The organism is Niveibacterium terrae (genome assembly GCF_048213115.1).
In the GTDB taxonomy this organism is placed as follows: domain Bacteria; phylum Pseudomonadota; class Gammaproteobacteria; order Burkholderiales; family Rhodocyclaceae; genus Niveibacterium; species Niveibacterium terrae.
In genome coordinates this window covers 2,664,800-2,683,106 of record NZ_CP172404.1, presented here as the reverse complement: position 1 = coordinate 2,683,106, position 18,307 = coordinate 2,664,800, and the positions used below count along the sequence as shown (strand labels likewise).

20 protein-coding genes are annotated in these 18,307 nt (G+C 61.0%); 14 read left to right on the top strand and 6 right to left on the bottom strand.

Going from position 1 to position 18,307, the window contains the following annotated elements; genetic code table 11:
- Positions 1 to 8: 8 nt before the first annotated feature.
- A complete protein-coding gene (locus ACHFB9_RS12380) occupies positions 9 to 245 on the bottom strand; it encodes a Fis family transcriptional regulator (RefSeq protein WP_417067505.1) in 237 nt (78 codons plus the stop codon).
- Positions 242 to 1,276: a tRNA dihydrouridine synthase DusB gene (gene dusB / locus ACHFB9_RS12375; protein ID WP_417067503.1), complete on the bottom strand. Its 1,035-nt coding sequence runs from the start codon at positions 1,274 to 1,276 to the stop codon at positions 242 to 244. Before dusB ends, ACHFB9_RS12380 begins: the two co-directional genes overlap by 4 nt.
- Before the next feature lie 300 nt (positions 1,277 to 1,576).
- Between dusB and ACHFB9_RS12370 the strand changes: the two genes are divergently transcribed.
- From ACHFB9_RS12370 to ACHFB9_RS12335, 8 genes are all read left to right on the top strand, one after another.
- Positions 1,577 to 1,984, top strand: coding sequence for an ExbD/TolR family protein (locus ACHFB9_RS12370; protein ID WP_417067501.1), 408 nt, complete (start codon positions 1,577 to 1,579; stop codon positions 1,982 to 1,984).
- A complete protein-coding gene (locus ACHFB9_RS12365; RefSeq protein ID WP_417067500.1) occupies positions 1,981 to 2,700 on the top strand; it encodes an energy transducer TonB in 720 nt (239 codons plus the stop codon). The genes ACHFB9_RS12370 and ACHFB9_RS12365 overlap by 4 nt, the downstream gene beginning before the upstream one ends.
- Before the next feature lie 35 nt (positions 2,701 to 2,735).
- A complete protein-coding gene (locus ACHFB9_RS12360) occupies positions 2,736 to 5,090 on the top strand; it encodes a TonB-dependent receptor (protein ID WP_417067499.1) in 2,355 nt (784 codons plus the stop codon).
- A gap of 47 nt (positions 5,091 to 5,137) precedes the next feature.
- Positions 5,138 to 5,794, top strand: coding sequence for a MotA/TolQ/ExbB proton channel family protein (locus ACHFB9_RS12355; protein WP_417067497.1), 657 nt, complete (start codon positions 5,138 to 5,140; stop codon positions 5,792 to 5,794).
- 442 nt (positions 5,795 to 6,236) lie between these two features.
- A complete protein-coding gene (locus tag ACHFB9_RS12350; protein WP_417067495.1) occupies positions 6,237 to 6,821 on the top strand; it encodes a hypothetical protein in 585 nt (194 codons plus the stop codon).
- Between the two features lie 373 nt (positions 6,822 to 7,194).
- Positions 7,195 to 8,433, top strand: coding sequence for an AAA family ATPase (locus ACHFB9_RS12345; protein ID WP_417067494.1), 1,239 nt, complete (start codon positions 7,195 to 7,197; stop codon positions 8,431 to 8,433).
- A complete protein-coding gene (locus tag ACHFB9_RS12340) occupies positions 8,420 to 8,932 on the top strand; it encodes a hypothetical protein (RefSeq protein WP_417067493.1) in 513 nt (170 codons plus the stop codon). The genes ACHFB9_RS12345 and ACHFB9_RS12340 overlap by 14 nt, the downstream gene beginning before the upstream one ends.
- Positions 8,933 to 9,015: 83 nt before the next feature.
- Complete coding sequence (locus ACHFB9_RS12335; protein ID WP_417067492.1) at positions 9,016 to 9,648, top strand: helix-turn-helix domain-containing protein; 633 nt, start codon at positions 9,016 to 9,018, stop codon at positions 9,646 to 9,648.
- Here the strand turns inward: ACHFB9_RS12335 and ACHFB9_RS12330 are convergent.
- Positions 9,645 to 10,658, bottom strand: coding sequence for an IS110 family transposase (locus ACHFB9_RS12330; RefSeq protein ID WP_417067491.1), 1,014 nt, complete (start codon positions 10,656 to 10,658; stop codon positions 9,645 to 9,647). The genes ACHFB9_RS12335 and ACHFB9_RS12330 overlap by 4 nt on opposite strands.
- Before the next feature lie 149 nt (positions 10,659 to 10,807).
- On the opposite strand from ACHFB9_RS12330, the gene ACHFB9_RS12325 reads away from it, so the two are divergent.
- Entirely contained in the window at positions 10,808 to 11,374 is a 567-nt protein-coding gene (locus ACHFB9_RS12325; protein WP_417067490.1) for a sugar O-acetyltransferase, read from the top strand.
- Between the two features lie 743 nt (positions 11,375 to 12,117).
- Positions 12,118 to 12,600 (top strand): phosphate-starvation-inducible PsiE family protein, encoded by a 483-nt coding sequence (locus ACHFB9_RS12320; RefSeq protein ID WP_417067489.1) that lies wholly within the window; start codon positions 12,118 to 12,120, stop codon positions 12,598 to 12,600.
- Positions 12,601 to 12,916: 316 nt separating this feature from the next.
- Here ACHFB9_RS12320 and ACHFB9_RS12315 read toward each other — a convergent pair whose 3' ends face one another.
- The gene (locus ACHFB9_RS12315; protein WP_417067488.1) at positions 12,917 to 14,038 is read right to left on the bottom strand and encodes a methyltransferase; all 1,122 of its coding nucleotides are present in this window, start codon (positions 14,036 to 14,038) and stop codon (positions 12,917 to 12,919) included.
- A gap of 93 nt (positions 14,039 to 14,131) precedes the next feature.
- Here ACHFB9_RS12315 and ACHFB9_RS12310 point away from each other — a divergent pair, with 93 nt between their 5' ends.
- The gene (locus ACHFB9_RS12310; protein WP_417067487.1) at positions 14,132 to 14,371 is read left to right on the top strand and encodes a hypothetical protein; all 240 of its coding nucleotides are present in this window, start codon (positions 14,132 to 14,134) and stop codon (positions 14,369 to 14,371) included.
- On the opposite strand, the gene ACHFB9_RS12305 is transcribed toward ACHFB9_RS12310, so the two are convergent.
- Both ACHFB9_RS12305 and ACHFB9_RS12300 read right to left on the bottom strand, forming a co-directional pair.
- Positions 14,364 to 15,161 (bottom strand): inositol monophosphatase family protein, encoded by a 798-nt coding sequence (locus ACHFB9_RS12305; RefSeq protein WP_417067486.1) that lies wholly within the window; start codon positions 15,159 to 15,161, stop codon positions 14,364 to 14,366. The two genes, ACHFB9_RS12310 and ACHFB9_RS12305, sit on opposite strands and share 8 nt — an antisense overlap.
- Positions 15,161 to 15,718 carry a thioredoxin family protein gene (locus ACHFB9_RS12300; protein ID WP_417067485.1) on the bottom strand — a complete coding sequence of 186 codons (558 nt, stop codon included), beginning with the start codon at positions 15,716 to 15,718 and terminating at the stop codon, positions 15,161 to 15,163. The genes ACHFB9_RS12305 and ACHFB9_RS12300 overlap by 1 nt, the downstream gene beginning before the upstream one ends.
- Before the next feature lie 39 nt (positions 15,719 to 15,757).
- Between ACHFB9_RS12300 and ACHFB9_RS12295 the strand changes: the two genes are divergently transcribed.
- From ACHFB9_RS12295 to ACHFB9_RS12285, 3 genes are all read left to right on the top strand, one after another.
- Positions 15,758 to 16,483 (top strand): 16S rRNA (uracil(1498)-N(3))-methyltransferase, encoded by a 726-nt coding sequence (locus tag ACHFB9_RS12295; RefSeq protein ID WP_417067484.1) that lies wholly within the window; start codon positions 15,758 to 15,760, stop codon positions 16,481 to 16,483.
- A 106-nt stretch (positions 16,484 to 16,589) separates the two neighbouring features.
- Positions 16,590 to 17,912 carry an amino-acid N-acetyltransferase gene (gene argA / locus ACHFB9_RS12290; protein WP_417071378.1) on the top strand — a complete coding sequence of 441 codons (1,323 nt, stop codon included), beginning with the start codon at positions 16,590 to 16,592 and terminating at the stop codon, positions 17,910 to 17,912.
- An 80-nt stretch (positions 17,913 to 17,992) separates the two neighbouring features.
- The gene (locus ACHFB9_RS12285; RefSeq protein ID WP_417067482.1) at positions 17,993 to 18,265 is read left to right on the top strand and encodes an oxidative damage protection protein; all 273 of its coding nucleotides are present in this window, start codon (positions 17,993 to 17,995) and stop codon (positions 18,263 to 18,265) included.
- Positions 18,266 to 18,307: the final 42 nt, after the last annotated feature.

Sequence of the window (18,307 nt, the reverse complement as noted above, 5' to 3'; positions counted from 1 at the left end):
GGGCGGGGTTACAGCAAATCGTGGTCGGTGAGCTTGCGCCGCAGCGTGTTGCGGTTGATGCCGAGCATCTCGGCGGCCACCGTCTGGTTGCCCGCGGCGTTCTTCATCACGATCTCCAGCATCGGACGCTCGACGTTGCGCAGCACCATGTCATAAACCCCGGTCGGCTTCTCGCCGTCCAGGTCCTTGAAGTAGCGTTCCAGCGCACGGCGGACGCATTCCGAGATGTCATCAGGGCGGCTCATGCCGCGAGCTCCTGCAGTTCTTGTGGTTCAGGGAAGCCGACCGGGGAGGGCTTGGTACGGTCCTCGTCGATCTGGCTGAAAAAGGCGTCGACCGCGGCGAGCTGGGCCTCGGCGTCGGGCAGTTCGAACATCTGTTCGCGAAAGCGCTGGGCGCCCGCGAAAGTCCGCGTATAGGCCGCGATGTGCTTGCGCGCGATCCGCACTCCGGCCACTTCGCCGTAGAAAGAATAGATCTCGGCCAGATGGGCGCGGCAGACGGCCAGGATCTCGGCGGCGGCCGGTGCGGCGAGTTCCTCGCCGGTCGCCAGAAAGTGCGCGATCTCGCGGAAGATCCAGGGCCGGCCCTGGGCTGCGCGGCCGATCATCAGGCCGTCGGCGCCGGTGTGGCTGAGCACCTGGGCGGCCTTGTGCGGGCTCGTGATGTCGCCGTTGGCGATGACCGGAATCGAGATGCTCGCCTTCACGTCGGCGATCGTGTCGTACTCGGCCTCGCCCATGTAGAGGTCTTCGCGGGTGCGGCCGTGGATCGCGAGCATGCGGATTCCGGCGGCCTCGGCGATGCGGGCGATGCTGACCGCGTTGCGGTGCTCGCGGCTCCAGCCGGTGCGGATCTTCAGCGTGACCGGCGTGTCGGGCACCGCCGCGACGACCGCGTCGAGGATGCGGCCGACCTGCGCTTCGTCGCGCATCAGAGCGGAACCCGCGGCGAGCTTGCAGACTTTCTTGGCCGGGCAGCCCATGTTGATGTCGATGATCTGAGCGCCGTGATCGGCGTTGAAGCGCGCGGCCTCGGCCATCTGCAGCGGATCGGCGCCAGCGATCTGGACCGCGATCGGAGCGCTCTCGCCTTCGTGGCGGATCCGCCTCTGGGTCTTGCGCGTTGCGTAGAGCAGTGCGTTGGAGCTGACCATTTCGGACACAGCGAGTCCCGCGCCAAACTTTCTGCAAAGCTGACGGAAAGGTCGGTCTGTAACCCCCGCCATCGGGGCGACAAACAAGGAGCTGGGGAGGTGAAAACCCGCGAAATCCATGGACAGGGGCTGCGGCGGAAAAGCGCGCAATTGTACTGCAATAGTTACCCGGTGTTGCACATTTTTTGAGCAGCCGATGGCCTCATTCGGGCTTGACAGAGGCGGGTGCTGAGTTCCCGCGCCGCCGGCACGGCGCTTTCGGCCCCCGGCGCACGGGCGCGGATTGCGCGGCTGGCGGCGTCTTATGACTGCAATGCTGCCGCAACAGAGGCGTAAGAAAACGTTTCTATCGTGACTGGCTTTCCGGTCCTGCCCACGAGGCGGGGTCTTGTTTCCCCTTGTCTGAAATGGAAAGCCCTGATGCGTCACTGGGACGAACCCAAGCGCGAGAAAGCGCGCATCGAAATCATCCCGATGATCGATGTGATGATGTTTCTGCTGGTCTTCTTCGTGCTGATCAGTCTGAACGTGATCCCTGCTCTCGGAATCAAGACTCAGCTGCCCCGCTCCAGCCAGAGCGAAGAGTTGCTGGCCCCGGTTCGCGCCGTCGTGACGCTGGCCAAGGCCGGTGCGCTCGAACTCGACGGCAAGCCGGTCGCGCTGAACTCCCTTCCGGCCATGCTGCACGCGCTGGAAAAGCCCGGGCACAAGCTCGTGGTCGTGCTCAACGGCGACGATGGCGTCGATCTTCAGCACCTGATCGACGTGATGGACGTCGTCAAGGGCGCGGGTTTCGAGTCGCTGTCGATCGCCGCTAAGCACAAGTGAGCGCGGCCGTGAACCTCGTCTATCGCTACCGCGACTGGGTTTCTGTGCCGCCCGCGGCGCTGCTTCTGGTGCTGCTGCTGGGCGCCACGGCCCAGACCGTCGTCAAGAAGCTCGCCTCCAGCCATCCCGAAATCAAGGTCGAGCTGAGCGAGCCCGCGCCTCTCCCCGAGAAGGCGCCCGAGCCGCCGCGTGCCCAGCCACAGGCAGCACCGCAGGCTCAGCCGCAGGCGAGACCCGTCGCCGCCCAGCCGGCGCAAACCCCGACGCACAGCCCGGAGGCGTCAGCGCAGCCCAGCCCGGCCGCCGCGCCGACGGCGGCTCCGGCCGCCCCGGCGCCGGCTGCGCCTGCCGCTCATCCGGCGCCCGTTGCGCCGGCCGCCGCACCCGCGCCGCGCGCCGAGCACGAGTCGGTTCAGAACGCCTTCACCGCGAAGATCAGGGCCGATGTGCTGGCCAGAAAGAGCTATCCGCGCGGTCGCGAGGCGAGCCTGGAAAAACCGCGCGGCACCGTGCGCGCGTGGCTGGAGCTCGACCGCTCGGGCGCCGTTCGCGACGTCGGCATCGAAACCGGCTCCGGTTCGATGATCCTCGACGGCGCGGCCCGCAAGCTGCTGCGCGGCGGCAACTACCCGGCCTTCCCGGAAGCGGCCTTCCCCGGAGAGGGAAGTCACCGGTTCTATTTCGATCTCGACTATCAGCCCGGCGCGGCAAGTTGAGTTTCCCCTCCACCCCCAGAAGCAGAGGACACACCATGAAAACCCAACCGCGCGTTCTCGCGGTCCTCATCGGCGCGCTGTTCGTGACCCCCGTTTGGGCCGAGCAGGCCCCGGTCAAATCCACCGAAGTCGGCACGATCTCGATCGTCGGCGAAGGCGATCGCCTCGGCAACGGCCAGATGGTCCAGGAGGATTCGCCGAAAGCGCGCTCCAGCGTGACCCGCGCGAAGATCGACAAGGAGAGATCGACCGCGAGCCCCTACCAGCTGATCGACCTGCTGCCCGGCGTCAACACGACCGACATCGACGGCACCGGCACGTCCGGCGGCACGCTGTCGATCCGCGGTTTCAACTCCGACCAGCTGGGCTTCACCGTCAACGGCGCGCCGGTCAATGACTCGGGCAGCTTCGCGGTCTATCCGCAGGAATACGTCGATTCGGAAAACCTCTGCGAAGTCTTCGTGACCCAGGGCTCGACCGACACCAATGCGCCGCACGTCGGCGCCACCGGCGGCAACGTCGGCCTGGTCTCGTGCGGACCTCTGGACACCCGCCGGCTGCGCCTGTCGCAGACCGTCGGTCAGCGCGAGATGAGCAAGACCTTCGTGCGCTTCGATACCGGCCGCTTCTTCGACGACCGGGCTGCGCTGTTCATCTCCGGATCGAAGACCGGCGTCGACAAATGGCGCGGCTACGGCAGTGCCCGCCGCGACCATGTCGATGCGGGCGGCGAGCTCAAGATCGGGCAGGGCAGCAAGCTGAGCTTCTCGCTTCTCTACAACGACATGCTCAACAACAACTACGCCTATGTGACCCAGGCGCAGTACAACAAGACCGGCCGCTATACCGACTTCTCGAACGTCTGGACCAAGAACCCGACGCCGGTCGCCGGCACGGCCCAGGCCGGCAAGTACGATTCCGCCTACTACAACCTGGCGCTGAACCCGTTCCGCAACCTGCTGCTGACCACCAAGGGCGAGTTCGCGCTCAGCTCCACCCTGAAGATGAACGTCGAGCCCTACTACTGGTATGGGTATGGCACCGGCGGCACTCAGGAGAACACGCTGAAGGAATCGGGCTTCCTCGACCGGACGACCGGCAAGACCAACGCGGGCAAGGACTTGAACGGCGACGGCGACAAGCTCGACACGCTGCTCGTCTATCGGGGCAGCCTGACCGAAACCCGCCGACCGGGCGCGACGCTGAGCTTCGCGTGGCAGCCGCTCGACAATCACCATGTGCTGGCCGGAGTCTGGGGCGAGCGCGCGAACCACCGGCAGACCGCGCCGGCGACCACGATCGGCGCGGACGGGCAGTCCAATGACCCCTGGCTCAAGAACGGTCTGATCACCCGCCCCGACGGCTCGCTCTACCAGAACCGCGATTGGCAGACCTATACGAAGGTGATCCAGCCCTTCGTTCAGGATTCGATCGACCTGATGGGCGACAAGCTCAACGTCCAGTTCGGTGTCCGCTACGCCGACGTCAAGCGCGACTTCACGAACTACGCGAACGAGGGTTCCTACCAGTTCAGGGACTACTCAGTCAGCAAGAGCTGGACCGAGACGCTGCCCAGCTTCGGCGCCCGCTACATGATCACGCCGAAACTGCAGACCTTCGTCAATGTTGCGAAGAACTTCCGCGTTCCGGGCAACTACTCCTACGGCAGCCTGCTCGACAAGAGCGGCAACCTGCTCGCGGCGCCCGATCTGAAGGCCGAGACCTCGATCAACACGGACCTCGGGATGCGCTATCACGGCGAGATGCTGTCGGTGTCTGGCTCGGTCTACAACATCGACTTCAAGGACCGTCTGGCCAAGGCCTACCTGCCCGATGTCGCGCTGTCGATGGACTACAACGTCGGCAAGGTCAAGACCCGCGGCCTCGAACTCGAAGCGGGAACGGCTCCCTTCGCCGGCTTCAGCTTCTACGGCTCCTACAGCTATACGCGCGCCGAGATCCAGGACGACATGCCGGTCAAGGCCGCCGATGGTACGGCGACCACGATCTCGACGGCCGGCAAGCTGATGCCGAACACGCCGAAGAACATGTTCGGCGCCAGCATCCAGTACGCGAAGGGCGCTTTCTACGCGACGCTGAAGGGCAAGTACAGCGCCGGCGTCTATTCGACACTGGCCAACGACGAGCAGGTCGGCGGCTACACGAGCTGGGACTTCGCGACCGGCTACCGGCTGCCGGACATGATGGCGTTCAAGAATCCGACGCTGCGCCTCAACGTCAGCAACCTCTTCAACAAGGAATTCCTGTTCCTCAATGCCGGCAGCGGCAGCGCGATCACGACCAATGCGACCGGTCTGAACGCCCAATCGCCGAACTACTACATCGGTGCGCCGCGCTTCACCAGCCTGAGCTTCAGCGTCGATCTCTGACGCGTGCCTGAGTGCCCCCTGGCCAGGCCGGGGGGCAGGAGAAAACGATGAACTATCAAACCCTGCACGAAATCACCTTCTACGCGATGTACGTCGTGGCCGCTCTGGCCGCGATGCTGATCGTCGAACGCCTGATCTACTATTCGATCACGCTCGCCGATGCGCGCGCGCTCGAGCGCGTGATGACCCACGATGTCAATTCGCTGGGCGATCTGCCCGAAAAACTCGTCGCGCGCGACAGCGTCGGCGCCGAGGCGCTGCGCGAAATGCTGCAGACCAAGAGCGAGCTGACCGACCACCGCGACGTCGAAGACCTCTCCGAAGCGATCTATATCGCGATGCGCGCGAAGCTGACCCGCCGCCTGTGGATCCTCGACACCGTCGTGACCGCCGCGCCGCTGCTCGGTCTGCTCGGCACGATCCTCGGCATCATCGAGACCTTCAGCGCGCTGGCGACCTCGGGGATCTCCGACCCCAGCTCGGTCAGCAAGGGGATCGGCACGGCGCTGTTCGCGACCGCGCTGGGCATCTCGATCGCGCTGTTCGGCCTGCTCTTCCACAACCTGTTCCAGGACAAGGTCGACCGGATCAACGACAACCTGAAGATCCTGCTGATCCGCGCCGGCATGGGCCGCGCCAGCACGCCAGCCCCGGCGCCCCGCGCCGCGCCTCACGCCGAACCGGTGCCGGCTCTCGCCGCCTGACCACGATTGTTTCTCCAGCAACACCTTGCGCCGGCTTTGCCGGCGCTTTTTTTGCCTTCGAAAAGGCAAAAGCCTTGCCGCGGATCACGCGGAGGGACGCGGATTATCTTGGGCACAGATCGATCATCAGCGGCCCGGAGGAGGAGGGCGCGTTTGGCGAGATTACGCGGAGCGATGGCGGAGGCTCGCGATGCACTGCTCCGCGCCGGACTAGCCGGGACTGCATTCAGGGCGAAGCGTTGGGTTGCGGAGGGGCAGTAGCCCCTTCAGTGCCGTGTGTGCTTCAGGTGTTGGATGGGCGTGACAGGCTTTGAGGGGAGGCGCAAAATGACTGAATACAGGATTTGGCTCTGGTGTTTGGCGCGCCCATGAGGTTTGCTGTTGCACCGGATAGGTCGGTTGACTCGATGCTCGGTTTTTCAACCGGATTTCCTTGCTCATCATGAAAATACTGCTCTCCCTGCTGTCTTCGCTTCTCCTGTTGGTGCATCCCTTGTCGTGTTCGTCGGCGGAGCAGACAAAGATTCCGCTGACGATCGGTTTTGCCAACCTGTCGGGAGATGACCTTAGTGCGATGGTGGCCGAAGATGCCGCAGCGCTGTCGCCACTTTTCGCCAGATCAAAGATCGTACCTGCCCACCAGATACCGAGCGCAGCGATACTCTTTGTCTACGCCAATCTGAATGAGGATGGAACCATCAAGGGTTCAGTCCGTACAGGTGTTCGACAGATCGTTGAGCTCACCCATGCGGCAATCGTCGTTCTTGCCTCTCCCAATTCGGCGGATAGCATTAAAAATGCTGTAACGCTTCCCGGGCCAAGGACGGCAAATATTGTGTTTACGCTCGATCGTAATGGCAGTGGGTTTGGCCGCTTCTTTCGTGAGCTGTTCGAGAAGATGGAAGGAGGTAAACACATGCTAAGCGCTTGGGTTGAGCTTGCCCCTCAGAGTCCGACTGCCCAGCTTGCGTATACCCCTCAAACCATTCTTCTGGCGGAGGGTGGAAAGATTGCTTTCCCGCACTAACGGCATCCAAAAAAGGGGCCGAATCCATCATTCAGGCGGACCTGTGCGAAAAACCGAAGCAGATTGTGAGAATGGGTTTTGAATTACATCAAAATAGTAGAAAACGAGACCTGAACCTCGCGGGGGAAGGCCCAGGTCTCTCCATCCAGGGGATTCGTCATGGAATGGAATTGGTGCGTCTGGCCTTGAGTGGGGGGCAAGGCTTTTGTGCCTAACTTTATTGTTTCACATTTTACAGCGAGTAATTATGTCTCAAAATAGTAAGCCAAATAGAGTAAAAAGATTTGGCGTTAGGCGGTCGGCAGGCCAAGAGTCGCAGACTAGTATATCTGTGTGTGGTTATAAATCAATTTCTTCTGAAATAAAGATATCTTTGGCTGGACTGACTGTTTTGGCTGGTGCGAATAGCTCGGGGAAGTCCAGCTTTATGCAGCCATTTTTGATACTAAAGCAAACATTGGAAAGCAATATAGATCTCGGTGCGCTGCTGTTGGATGGCGCAAATGCGCGCTTGGCTGATTCTTCTGATGTTCTTTCTAGAGTGGAAGGTGGCGCAAGTAATTCATTCTCGATTTCTGTTGAAAAGGGTGAGTTTGTTTCCTTGATGGTGTATAAAAAGGATGCACATCATGGGCTTGTTCCTGATTCTATTACGTTTTGCAATTCTGATCTTAGCAAGAAGACAACGATTAGCCGCGATATGAATAAGGCTAAACTTTCCGAGTTGCTTGGAGAGGCAAAAAATCCATTTGTTAAGACAATGGAGGAAAATGGTTACAAGTTTATTTGGGAAATTCGTAGTTCGCGTGCCCTCTTTTCTTTGGAACATGTGGCAATTGAAAATGGGTTTAGTGGGTTGAAGATTGGTTTGGAACCGGCTGAATTAATTGAGCAGTTTGTTAAGAGTATTGTTCATGTTCAGGGCTTGAGAGGTAACCCTGAACGCTCTTACAGGGTTTCAAGTGCAAAAGATTATTATCCTGGTGTTTTCGAATCTTATGTGGCTAGTATTATTGATGAATGGCAAAATTCAACTTCGAAGTCAGGTTTGTTGAAGCAGCTTGTTGTTGATTTGATTGAGCTGGGGTTGGCTAGTCATATCGAGACAAGTAGAATTAATGATACGCGCTTGGCGGTTAAGGTTTCGCGGTGTGGTGGAGCAAAGATAGGTGACAGTGTAAATATTGCTGACGTTGGGTTTGGTGTTGCTCAGGTTTTGCCTGTTCTGGTTGGTTTGATTGTTGCGAATAGAGGTAAGGTTGTATATGTTGAGCAGCCAGAGCTTCACTTGCATCCTCTGGCTCAGCATAAAATGGCAAAAATAATTGCCAGGGCTGTAAATAGAGGGGTTCGTGTAATAATAGAAACGCATAGCTCTATTTTGATTCGTGGAATACAAACGCTAGTTGCAAAAGGGGAGATATTGCCGAGTCAGACCTCCCTGAATTGGTTTGTGCAAGATCCGGTATCAGGTTCTTCTCAGGTTGTTCATGCGCAGCTTGATGAGGCTGGTGCATTTGGTGACTGGCCTGCTAATTTTGATGAAGTTGGACTAAGTGCGGAAGACGAGTATCTGTCCGCCGTTGAGGGGCGGTTCAGTGTCAAAGTCTAAGTATAGAGTTGTGGTTGATGCAGATGTGGCTAGAGCTTCCGGAGAAACAGCTCATCCTGTTTCGTCAGCATGTCGAGATGCTTTGAAACTGATGTTGGATAATAAGCACTCACTTGTTATGTGTCCGAAACTGCAAAGCGAGTGGGGGAGGCATAAATCGGCATATGCCACTAAGTGGCTTGCGTCTATGTTTGCAAGACGGCTGGTTATTCGCGTTTTTCATGAAGATTTAGTCGCGAATAGGATTAAGTCTTCATGTTCTACGGATGCAATAAAAAATATTGCCGGTAAAGATAGCCATATCGTTGATGCTGCGCTTGTGGAAGGTGGGTTTGTTGCTTCGGGTGACGAGAAGGCAAAAGCTGCGTTTTTGTCGATAAGTGAAATAAAAGGAATTATTGCTAATGTTGTTTGGGTTAATCCAATTCTTAACAAAGAGTTATGCGTAAGTATTTTTGAGGGTGGTCTGGATTGTCCTGATGATTTGCGCCTGCGATAGGGGGTTGAAGACCCCGAAAACCCCGGGGGTCACCTTAGACTCAAGTTCCAAGTGCAACACCCCAGCGAGGATAGAGTGTTGCAATGGGAAAAACGTACAGCCATCTGAGCGCCGAAGAGCGTGCAGCGATCATGATCGAGCAGTCGCGTCAAACGAGTTGCCGGGGGATCGCCCGTCTGCTTGGGCGAAGCGTTTCGACGGTCTCGCGCGAGCTTTCCAGAAACAGAACAGAGCAGAGCGAGGCGTACGACGCCACGGCTGCGGCCAAGGGCTATCGTGCCCGGCGCGAACCCCGGGGGTCACCCATTAGCCTTCCCTGTCAACCAGGTTGTAAAAAATCCTGCGCCGTAAGGCGCATGCCGTTTGCAGCTCTCCCTTGCGAACCGCTCGCCGGTACTCTTGGTTCTCAATTGCTGGTTGCGCCCACGGCGCACCAGTCACCCATCAGGATCAAGGCTGGCGCGGTGCTCTGCTCAGCCCCTGGCGGCTTTGCCGCCCCAGAAAACCCTCTGTTCCCCTCCGCGTCCAATAACGGCGAACCGTGTCGATTCGCGCAGGTCTGTGGCTCATCTTGCGATGTCCAACCCTTGAATGGCTCGCGATGCGGGCACCGTGTTGCGACTTGCTCGGGCGGGGCCGTGGCGCGTGTTCAATCAGGTCTAGTGGTTTTTCCAACCCTCAGTCTGACTCGCGCGCCGCGCCCCATTGATCGTTAGCCGAAAGCGCGCTTTACATCGAACGCTTCTCCCGTCTTGAGAACGTAATAGCAGGCGCGCGCCAGCTTGTGCGCTACAGCCTTGATCGCCACGACGGGCATCGTTTTGGCCGATTTCTTCTGATGCCAACGCTTGACCTGCGCGTCGTAGCGCACCGCGAAATTCGCCGCTTCGACAAAAGCCCAGGCGAGGTACTTGTTGCCGCACTTGGTATTGCCTTCGCCTTTCTTCTTTCCGTTCGACTCCCGCCGGCTATCGACGGCACGTGCGTAGGAGGCAAAGTTTCCGGGGCCATCAAAGCGGGAGATGTCGCCCGTCTCCAGCGTGATGGTTAGCGCCAGAACTTCACCAATCCCGCTGACGCTTTTGATCGCCAGAAACTCGGGTTTCAGGCTGGCACGCTTGAGAATCGATCGTTCAAGCAGAGCTATCTGCTCGTCAAGACAATGCATGACGGTCAGGTTGCTGACCAACGCGAGTTTCTGCTCGGGCAAGAGGGTAAGCGCTTCGATGTTCGCGGCTTGCCAACGCTTGATCGCACTGCCGCTGAGCGTTTCTCCAAGATTGCGCGCCAGAAGATTCTGGATGCTGAGAATCTGCGTGGTGCATTGGCGAACCAACTGGCTGCGCTTTCTGAGCAGGTCACGCAGCGCTCGACCTTCTCGCGGGTAAATGTAGCCCGTAGGCAGGATTCCCAGACGCATCAGGTGCGCCAGGTGGTGCGCATCGCTGAAGTCCCCACTGTGCTTGAGGCCGTCGTACTGCTTGACCGCAACCGTATTGACCAGCCGAACGACATACCCGGCCTCCTGCAGTCCATCGACCAGCCAGTACCAGTTGTAGGTCGATTCCACCGCCACCGCGGTGACTTCTCCGCAGCCACGCAGCGCTGCAATGATGCCCGCCAGATCGTTCGGCTGGCGCTTGCGATAGACCTCTCGGTCGTCCGCGTCCAGCACGACAATCACGCAGTTGTTGGAATGCAAGTCGATCCCCGCGTACAGTTCCATTGCGGCCTCCTTGGTTGGGGTGTGTTGAGCGTCGGAAACTCAACTCTACAACCCGACTTCGGAGACCGCCCACGGGCTAGATGTTTATCAGGTCTTGTATTTGATCATTTTGATGTAATGCAAGACAAATTTTTTGAGATACGAATGACATGATGACTGGTATCCGCAGTGAGCGGGAGAAAATGCTGTCAGGCGAAAGCTATTTCGCCATGGATGCCGAGTTGGTCAAAATGCGGCGACGTGCGCGCAGCATTTGCCGTCAGCTCAATGCGCTCAGCGATGATGATGAACAAGAGCGAAAAGCCTTGATTCGCAGCTTATTCTGCACAGAGAGCGAGAATGTGTGGGTTACGTCGCCATTTCATTGTGACTACGGCGTAAACATCAAAGTTGGCGAACGTGTTCTATTCAACTTCAACTGCGTTGTGCTCGATTGTGCCGAGGTGCATATCGGCGACAACGTGCTGATCGGGCCTGGCGTTCATATCTATACGGGGCAGCATCCGCTGGATGCGGCAAGGCGTGTAAAGGGGGAGTGTTCTGCTCGCAGCGTGGTGATTGGCGCGGATGTATGGATTGGTGGTGGTGCCATTATCTGTCCGGGCGTGCGGATCGGTAAGGGGAGCGTCATTGGTGCAGGAAGCGTGGTGACGCGCGATATCCCGGAAGGTGTTGTCTGCGCCGGCAATCCATGCCGTGTCCTTCGCAAGCTGTGAGGACAAAGGGCTAACAGGAAAACCCGGGCCCAGGTCTTGCATTCATTTCGACCTGATCTTGGCCCCGGCAAGCCAGGCTTTCGCCGTCTTCCTGCCGCAGCGCCGGCTCGGGCGGCGCGAAGCAGGGCTTCGCAGGCCCCCACCCTTGCTCTGCGTGAGATAGGGCTTTCCCTTGCTTCGCCGCCGGGCGTCAGGCGGTCCTTCCGTCCGGCCAGGAAGCCCTTGAGCATCAGGCTGTTCGGGTCATAGACCGCGGCTTCGTCCTGCGAGATCGGGCGGGCCGGTGGTCACCGCCTCGACGCGCTGGGCAAAAACCCGGCCCGTCAGATTCTCGCGCGCAGACGAGTGCGCGCTCGCCCTGATCTGCCGCGATGGCAAGGTCTGATCCTCGGGGGGGCAACACACAAAGAACCTCGTTCGACGCAAAATTCCAGCCGCGGGAAACGGCGTGTCGATTCGATCTCGTCGAGCGCGTCCTCCATTTCTGACGCCGTGATCAGGGGCGCGGCAAGGTTCTGAAATCTGCCGTTATTACTCTTGGCCTATGCTGAGTCTGTGCGATTGTTTGTGCCCTGTGCAGCATTTCTTGCCGCAGACCTCTGTTTTGCTTGCTATGTTCACCTCTGTGCCGTAACGGCAAGCGCGTTCGATTCATGATTGCGCTTCTTCTCTGTGGCTGCATCGATACTTGTCCTGGAAGAGGCTCGAAAGTTTGTTGTCATCCAATTCGTTGGGGGGGTGTAATGGAAGATAATTTGCATGGAATAAACCATGATAACTATTTGTCAAAAAATGATGAGCGATACATTGCCGGTCTGCAAAGGATTATTCGCGCAGCGGTACGCGTGCTAGCCTTTCTTATGGTTGTTGTTATCTGGTTCGGGGTGGCTGATGTCGTCTATGTGCTTTATATGCGAATATCGAGTCACCCGCTTTTTTTGATTGAGATTAGTGACATACTTGCTACGTTTGGTGCCTTTATGGCAGTTCTTATTGCCATGGAAATATTCATCAACATAGTAAGTTATTTGCGGAATGATGCAATACAGATTGAAATTGTGATAGCTACTGCTTATATGGCGATACTGCGTAAAGTGATAGTGCTTGACTATAAGGAAATAGCTTCGGAATACGTCTACGCAACGGCTGCGGTTGTCATCGCACTTTCTATCGGCTATTGGTTGTCCGTCGTCCAAAAGCGAAAAGTGCCATCCCGGCAGGAATGAGAGCCCCTCGAGGCCCCTCTGTGGGGGGGCAAGGGGGGCTTGCTATTCATTGTTTTTGCCGCCCCAAGGCCCGGAGGAGAACCCCGAGGGGCTGGCCTTGCATTCCATCATTTTGATCGGTTAAAGCCCCGACAAGCCTGGCTCTCGCCGTCTTCCTGCCGCAGCGCCGCCTCGCCTGAGATCTTTTCGGATCACTCTGTGACTCTGCGGTTCAACGGTTCGGTTTGCATGCCGAACCGGCTCGGGCGGCGCAAAGCAGTGCTTTGCGAAACCCCGCCCTCGCTCTGCGTCAGATAACGCTTTTTGCTCTGTCCTTTTACTTCGCCGCGAGCCGCCACAGGCTCGTGATCTCGCGGCTGCGCGCCGCGTGCAGCGGATCTTTCGGGTCGCTCGCCTTCGGGTGATTGGGGCGGGCGTTCAGGCGGCCGAGGATCCTGAGCCCGGCCTGATCGACCCAGGTCTCGAACTCTTCGCGCGTCCTCAGGCCCAGCAGCTCCGCCAGATCCGACAGGATCAGCCAGGCTTCGCCGCCCGGGGAGAGGTGATCGGTCAGGCCGGCCAGGAAGCCCTTGAGCATCTTGCTGTCCGGGTCGTAGATCGCCGCTTCGACCGGCGAGCTGGGGCGGGCGGGCAGCCAGGGCGGATTGCAGACGATCAGCGGCGCGCGGCCCGCCGGGAAGAGGTCGGCTTCGACGACCTCGACGCGCGGCGAAAAGCCCAGGTTCGCGATGTTCTCGCGCGCGCAGGCGAGGGCCCGGGGATCCTGGTCGGTCGCGACGATGCGGGGGATGCCGCGGTAGGCGAGCAGCGCGGCGAGCACGCCGGTGCCGGTGCCGATGTCGAAGGCGAGAGCCTGGTCGGCGAGCGGCGCCTTCGCGATCAGCTCGATGTATTCGCCGCGGATCGGCGAGAACACGCCGTAATACGGGTGAATGGTCTTGCCCAGGGCCTGGATCTCGACGCCCTTGCGGCGCCACTCGTGCGCGCCGATCAGGCCCAGCAGTTCGCGCAGCGACGTGACGCAGGCCTCCTCGGCCTCGCCCCAGACCTCACAGCAGGCTTGCCGGACTTCGGGCGCGCGGCGCAGCGGAATCGTCGCGCCGGCCTCGAACGGGATCAGCACCATGCCGAGGATGCGGGCGCGCTGGCCCTGGGCCTGGCGGTGGAAGTGGAAGGCTTCGGTCGCGTTCGCGCCCTTCTTGGGGGGCTTGCGGTCGACGCGGCGCGCCAGCGCCTGGACGAGCTGCTTGGCATTGTGAAAGTCGCCGCGCCAGAGCAGGGCCGTGCCTTCGCAGACGAGCTTGTAGGCCGAGTCGGCGCTGATCGTGTCGTCGGCAACGATGACTTTTTTGGGCGGCGGCAGCGCCGCCTCGGATCTCCAACGCGCGTGGCGGATTTCGCCGGCTTCGGTCCATTCGATGACGGGATGGGGACTCACAGGTGGCTCCTTCGGGCAATCCCGCAGTGTACCTGCTCGCTCGCAGGCGGGGCGAGTGCTTACAATGGGCGCCCGATTCCCGGAGGAAATGTCATGCGTCTGATCCTGATCCTGGTCGTGATGGCGATCGTCGGCTTGCTCTCCGTCCAGGCCTTGAAGAATTCGACTCATCAGGCCGGCGACGCGGCGCGTCAGGCCGGAGTGAGCCTGCCCCAGGGCGCGACGCCTAAACAGCAGGTCGAAGCGGTCGGCCAGGCGGTCGATCAGCTGCAGAAACAGGCCGAGGATAGGACCCGCAGCGCGATCGACGCGGCCGAGAGTCCAGCTAAGTAGCTGCCGAGACCCATTCGAGCCACTGGCGGTGCAGCGCAGCCGAGGCGCCGACGACGACGCCCTGTTTGGCGAGCGGATCGGCTGCGAGCGCCTCGCCATCGAGTCCGCTCGCGACGCCGCCGGCTTCCTCGACGAGCAGGCGGCCGACCGCGTAGTCCCACAGCATCTGCCCGCCGTGAAGGTGAAGGTCGAGCCGGCCGGCCGCGACGAAACACCATTCGAGTGCGCTCGAACCGAAGCTGCGCAGCGAGAAGCAGGGCGAGGCGAGCGCGAGGCGCTGGGCGAGCGCCGGCGGCAAGCGCTTGAAGTCGGCGCTGGCGATCGCCTGCGCGAGTTCCCTGGCCGGCTTGCGCTGGGGAAGGCGGATTCCGTTGAGCCAGGCCCCTTCGCCGCGGGCGCCGTAGAAGGCTTCGTCGGCGATCGGGTCATAGACGACGCCGAACTGCGTGACGCCTTCGCTGAGCCAGGCGACCGACAGCGCGAACATCGGGATGCCGTTCGCGAAGTTGGTCGTGCCGTCGATCGGATCGATGACCCAGAGCCCGTCGTGCGCGTTGGCCCAGATTTCGGCCTGCTGGCCAAACGTCATCTCTTCGCCGAGAACCGGCGCTTCGATGATCTGCTGGACCCGGGTTGCGAGGGCGCGTTGGGTCTGCGTGTCGGCTTCGGTCAGCGAGCTGCCGTCGGTCTTGGTGAGGCGGGGCGAGTCGAGATAGCGCGGCAGCGTGACGGCGCGGGCGACTTCGCGGACGATCGATTCGAGCTCTCTGGCGTGGGCGAGGCGGGGCATCACGATTCCTTCCACTTGATCGAACAGCCTATGCTGGCGTTCTGCTCGCGCGGGCCTTGCCCGGAGAGCGCGATCTCCCTCATTGCGTCGAACAGCTCGCGGCGGCAGCCTTCGGGCGCGGTCTCCTTGCGCGATGCGTCGAGCCGTCCGCGGTACTGGAGCCTCAGATCGCGGTTGTAGCCGAAAAAGTCCGGTGTGCAGACCGCGCCGTAGGCCAGCGCGACCGCCTGGTTTTCGTCGTACAGGTAGGGGAAGGGGAAAGCGCGGCCCTCAGCGATCCGCTTCATCTGTTCGAAGCCGTCTTCGGGGAACTGGCGCGCATCGTTTGCCGAGATCGCGACGCTGCCGACTCCCAGCTCAGCGAGCTCGCGGGTGTCGCGCAGGATGCGCTCGAGCACGGCTTTGACGTAGGGGCAGTGATTGCAGATGAACATCACCAGCAGGCCATTGGGGCCGCGGCAGTCGGCCAGCGTGTGCAGCTGTCCATCGGTTCCCGGCAGGCAGTAATCGGGTGCGGGCGTGTCGAATTCGCAAATGGGCGGCGACAGGCTGACCATGATGCTTCCCCGGAAGAGTGACCAACTTATAATAGTGCAATGTTGCCCAGATTCTTCTGTCCCGATCTTCCCTCGCCCGGCGCGGACTTCGTGCTGCCCGCCGCGATCGCCCACCATCTGGACCGGGTTCTGCGCCTGCGCCCCGGTACCGAGCTGCTGCTCTTCGACGGCTCCGGGCGCGAGCTCACCGCGACGCTGAAGCAGACCGGAAAGGCCGCGAGCGTCAGTCTGGATTCGGTCGCCGAGGTGTCGCGAGAGACGCCGCTCGATATCGCGCTGGTGCAGGCGCTGGCGACCGCTGACAAGATGGACTGGGTCGTCCAGAAGGCGGTGGAGCTGGGGGTCAGGACGGTCTATCCGGTGGCCGCCGAACGTTCGGTGCTGAGGCTTGAGGGCGAGCGCGCAGCGCGCCGCGTCGAGCACTGGCAGCAGGTCGCCGTGTCGGCTGCCGAACAGAGCGGACGCAACACGATCACCCGGATCGAGCCGATCCGGCCGCTCGCACAGTGGCTTTCTGAATTCGCGAAGGTGCGTCGCAGCTGGATCCTCGATCCGGAAGCGGGAACGCCGCTGTCGGAGCAGCGCGCGCCGGAAGGGCCGGTCGCGCTGCTGATCGGACCGGAAGGCGGTTGGGCCGAGCGCGAGCTCGCCGCCGCGCGCAGTGCGGCTTGCCTGCCTCTGGCCCTGGGGCCGCGCGTGCTGAGGACCGAGACGGCGGGACTCGCGGCGGTTGCCGCGATGCAAGCCCTGTGGGGCGACTTCTGAGCCACCAGGCTCGTTGAAAATCAATCGAAAAGGAATCGAGTTGTCGAAAGCGCAGACGGAAGGCCAGGTCAAACGAGTGCTCAGCGAGGGCATTTCGGCCGCGACGATGATGAACGAGACGGACAGCATCCGTTTCGTCGACTGGGTGCGCAGTGCCGCGCCCTATATCCACGCCTTTCGCGGCAAGACTTTCGTTGTCGGCTTCGGTGGCGAAGTGGCCGAAGGTGAGCGGCTCGAAAAGCTGTGCTACGACTGCAATCTGCTCGGCGCGCTGGGCGTGCGCCTGGTGCTGATCCACGGCGCCCGGCCGCAGATCGAGAAAGAACTCGAACGGCGCCAGCTCACTTCGACCTTGCACGACGGGATACGGATCACCGACGCTGCGGCGCTCGAATGCGTCAAGGCGGCGGTCGGCGTCAGCCGGATCGAGATCGAGGCCTGTCTTTCCCAGGGTTTGCCCAATACGCCGATGGCCGGCTCCTGGATGCGGGTGACCGGAGGCAACTTCATCACCGGCAAGCCGATCGGCGTCGTCGACGGCATCGACTACCAGTACACGGGAACCGTGCGCAAGGTGATCGCCGAGGAGATCACCGCCGACCTGGACCAGCAGAACGTCGTGCTGATCTCGCCTCTGGGCGTCTCGCCCTCCGGCGAGATCTTCAACATCGCGATGGAGGAGGTCGCCGAAGCGGTTGCGATCGCGCTGTCGGCCGAGAAGCTGATCTATCTGTGCGATGCGCCGGGCCTGCTCGACGACGCGGGAAGGCTGATCGAGGCGATCACGGCCGACGAGGCCGAACGGATGTTCCAGGACGGTCGCGGGCTCACCGAGGACCTGGACCTCTTCCTGCCCCGCGCGATCCGCGCCGTGCGCCGCGGCGTCGCGCGCGTCCACCTGATCGATCGCGACAAGGATGGCGCGCTGCTGCTCGAATTCTTCACTCGCCAGGGCGTCGGCACGATGGTGACCCGCGAGACTTTGGCCCGTTTCCGCGAGGCGACGGTCGAGGATGTCGGCGCTCTGCTGTCGATGATCGCGCCGCTCGAAGCTGACGGCACTCTGGTGCGGCGCTCCCGAGAGCTGCTGGAGATGGAGATCACCCGCTTCTCGATCGTCGAACACGACGGCGTCATCGTCGGCTGCGCGGCGCTCTACCCGTTCTCCGAGGAGAAGGCGGCCGAGATGGCCTGCCTCGCGGTCACGACCCAGTTCCGCCGTGGCGGAATCGGCGAGCGGCTGATGCAGCACATCGAGGCGCGGGCCCGCGCGGCGGGGCTGGAACGGATCTTCGTGCTGACGACGCGCACCGAACACTGGTTCCGCGAACGCGGCTTCGTCGAAGTCTCGCCCGACCAGCTGCCCCAGCAAAAGCGCGAGCTCTACAACTACGAGCGGCGCTCGAAAGTGCTTGCGAAGGAACTTTGAAGCCCGTTCGCGATCTGTCCCGACCGCGCCCGGAAGGAGTCCGGGGCGGAAATCCCTCACCGTTCTACAGGAGTTGCTGCATGTCCCGTACCGTCAACTGCGTCAAACTCGGCCACGAGGCTGAAGGTCTGGACAGGCCCCCCTATCCGGGCGAGCTGGGCAAGCGGATCTGGGAGAGCGTCTCGCGCGAAGCCTGGGATCAGTGGATCCGCTACCAGACGATGCTGATCAACGAGAACCGGCTCAACCTGATGGATCCGCACGCCAGGAAGTACCTCGCGGCCCAGATGGAGAACTACTTCTTCGGCGAAGGCGCGGACAAGGTCAGCGGCTACGTCCCGCCTTCGCCCTGATCGAGAAAACCGGCAAGGCTTCGCTTCGGCGTCTAGACTGGA

Bases quoted from the DNA above. Each gene is read 5' to 3' on its own strand.
- argA (WP_417071378.1), top strand. From the start codon at position 16,590: ATGATGAACGAGACGGACAGCATCCGTTTCGTCGACTGGGTGCGCAGT.
- ACHFB9_RS12310 (WP_417067487.1), top strand. From the start codon at position 14,132: ATGCGTCTGATCCTGATCCTGGTCGTGATGGCGATCGTCGGCTTGCTC.
- dusB (WP_417067503.1), bottom strand. From the start codon at position 1,276: ATGGATTTCGCGGGTTTTCACCTCCCCAGCTCCTTGTTTGTCGCCCCG.
- ACHFB9_RS12350 (WP_417067495.1), top strand. From the start codon at position 6,237: ATGAAAATACTGCTCTCCCTGCTGTCTTCGCTTCTCCTGTTGGTGCAT.
- ACHFB9_RS12320 (WP_417067489.1), top strand. From the start codon at position 12,118: ATGGAAGATAATTTGCATGGAATAAACCATGATAACTATTTGTCAAAA.
- ACHFB9_RS12355 (WP_417067497.1), top strand. From the start codon at position 5,138: ATGAACTATCAAACCCTGCACGAAATCACCTTCTACGCGATGTACGTC.
- ACHFB9_RS12360 (WP_417067499.1), top strand. From the start codon at position 2,736: ATGAAAACCCAACCGCGCGTTCTCGCGGTCCTCATCGGCGCGCTGTTC.
- ACHFB9_RS12330 (WP_417067491.1), bottom strand. From the start codon at position 10,658: ATGGAACTGTACGCGGGGATCGACTTGCATTCCAACAACTGCGTGATT.
- ACHFB9_RS12325 (WP_417067490.1), top strand. From the start codon at position 10,808: ATGATGACTGGTATCCGCAGTGAGCGGGAGAAAATGCTGTCAGGCGAA.
- ACHFB9_RS12370 (WP_417067501.1), top strand. From the start codon at position 1,577: ATGCGTCACTGGGACGAACCCAAGCGCGAGAAAGCGCGCATCGAAATC.
- ACHFB9_RS12305 (WP_417067486.1), bottom strand. From the start codon at position 15,161: ATGCCCCGCCTCGCCCACGCCAGAGAGCTCGAATCGATCGTCCGCGAA.
- ACHFB9_RS12335 (WP_417067492.1), top strand. From the start codon at position 9,016: ATGGGAAAAACGTACAGCCATCTGAGCGCCGAAGAGCGTGCAGCGATC.
- ACHFB9_RS12300 (WP_417067485.1), bottom strand. From the start codon at position 15,718: ATGGTCAGCCTGTCGCCGCCCATTTGCGAATTCGACACGCCCGCACCC.
- ACHFB9_RS12285 (WP_417067482.1), top strand. From the start codon at position 17,993: ATGTCCCGTACCGTCAACTGCGTCAAACTCGGCCACGAGGCTGAAGGT.
- ACHFB9_RS12295 (WP_417067484.1), top strand. From the start codon at position 15,758: ATGTTGCCCAGATTCTTCTGTCCCGATCTTCCCTCGCCCGGCGCGGAC.
- ACHFB9_RS12380 (WP_417067505.1), bottom strand. From the start codon at position 245: ATGAGCCGCCCTGATGACATCTCGGAATGCGTCCGCCGTGCGCTGGAA.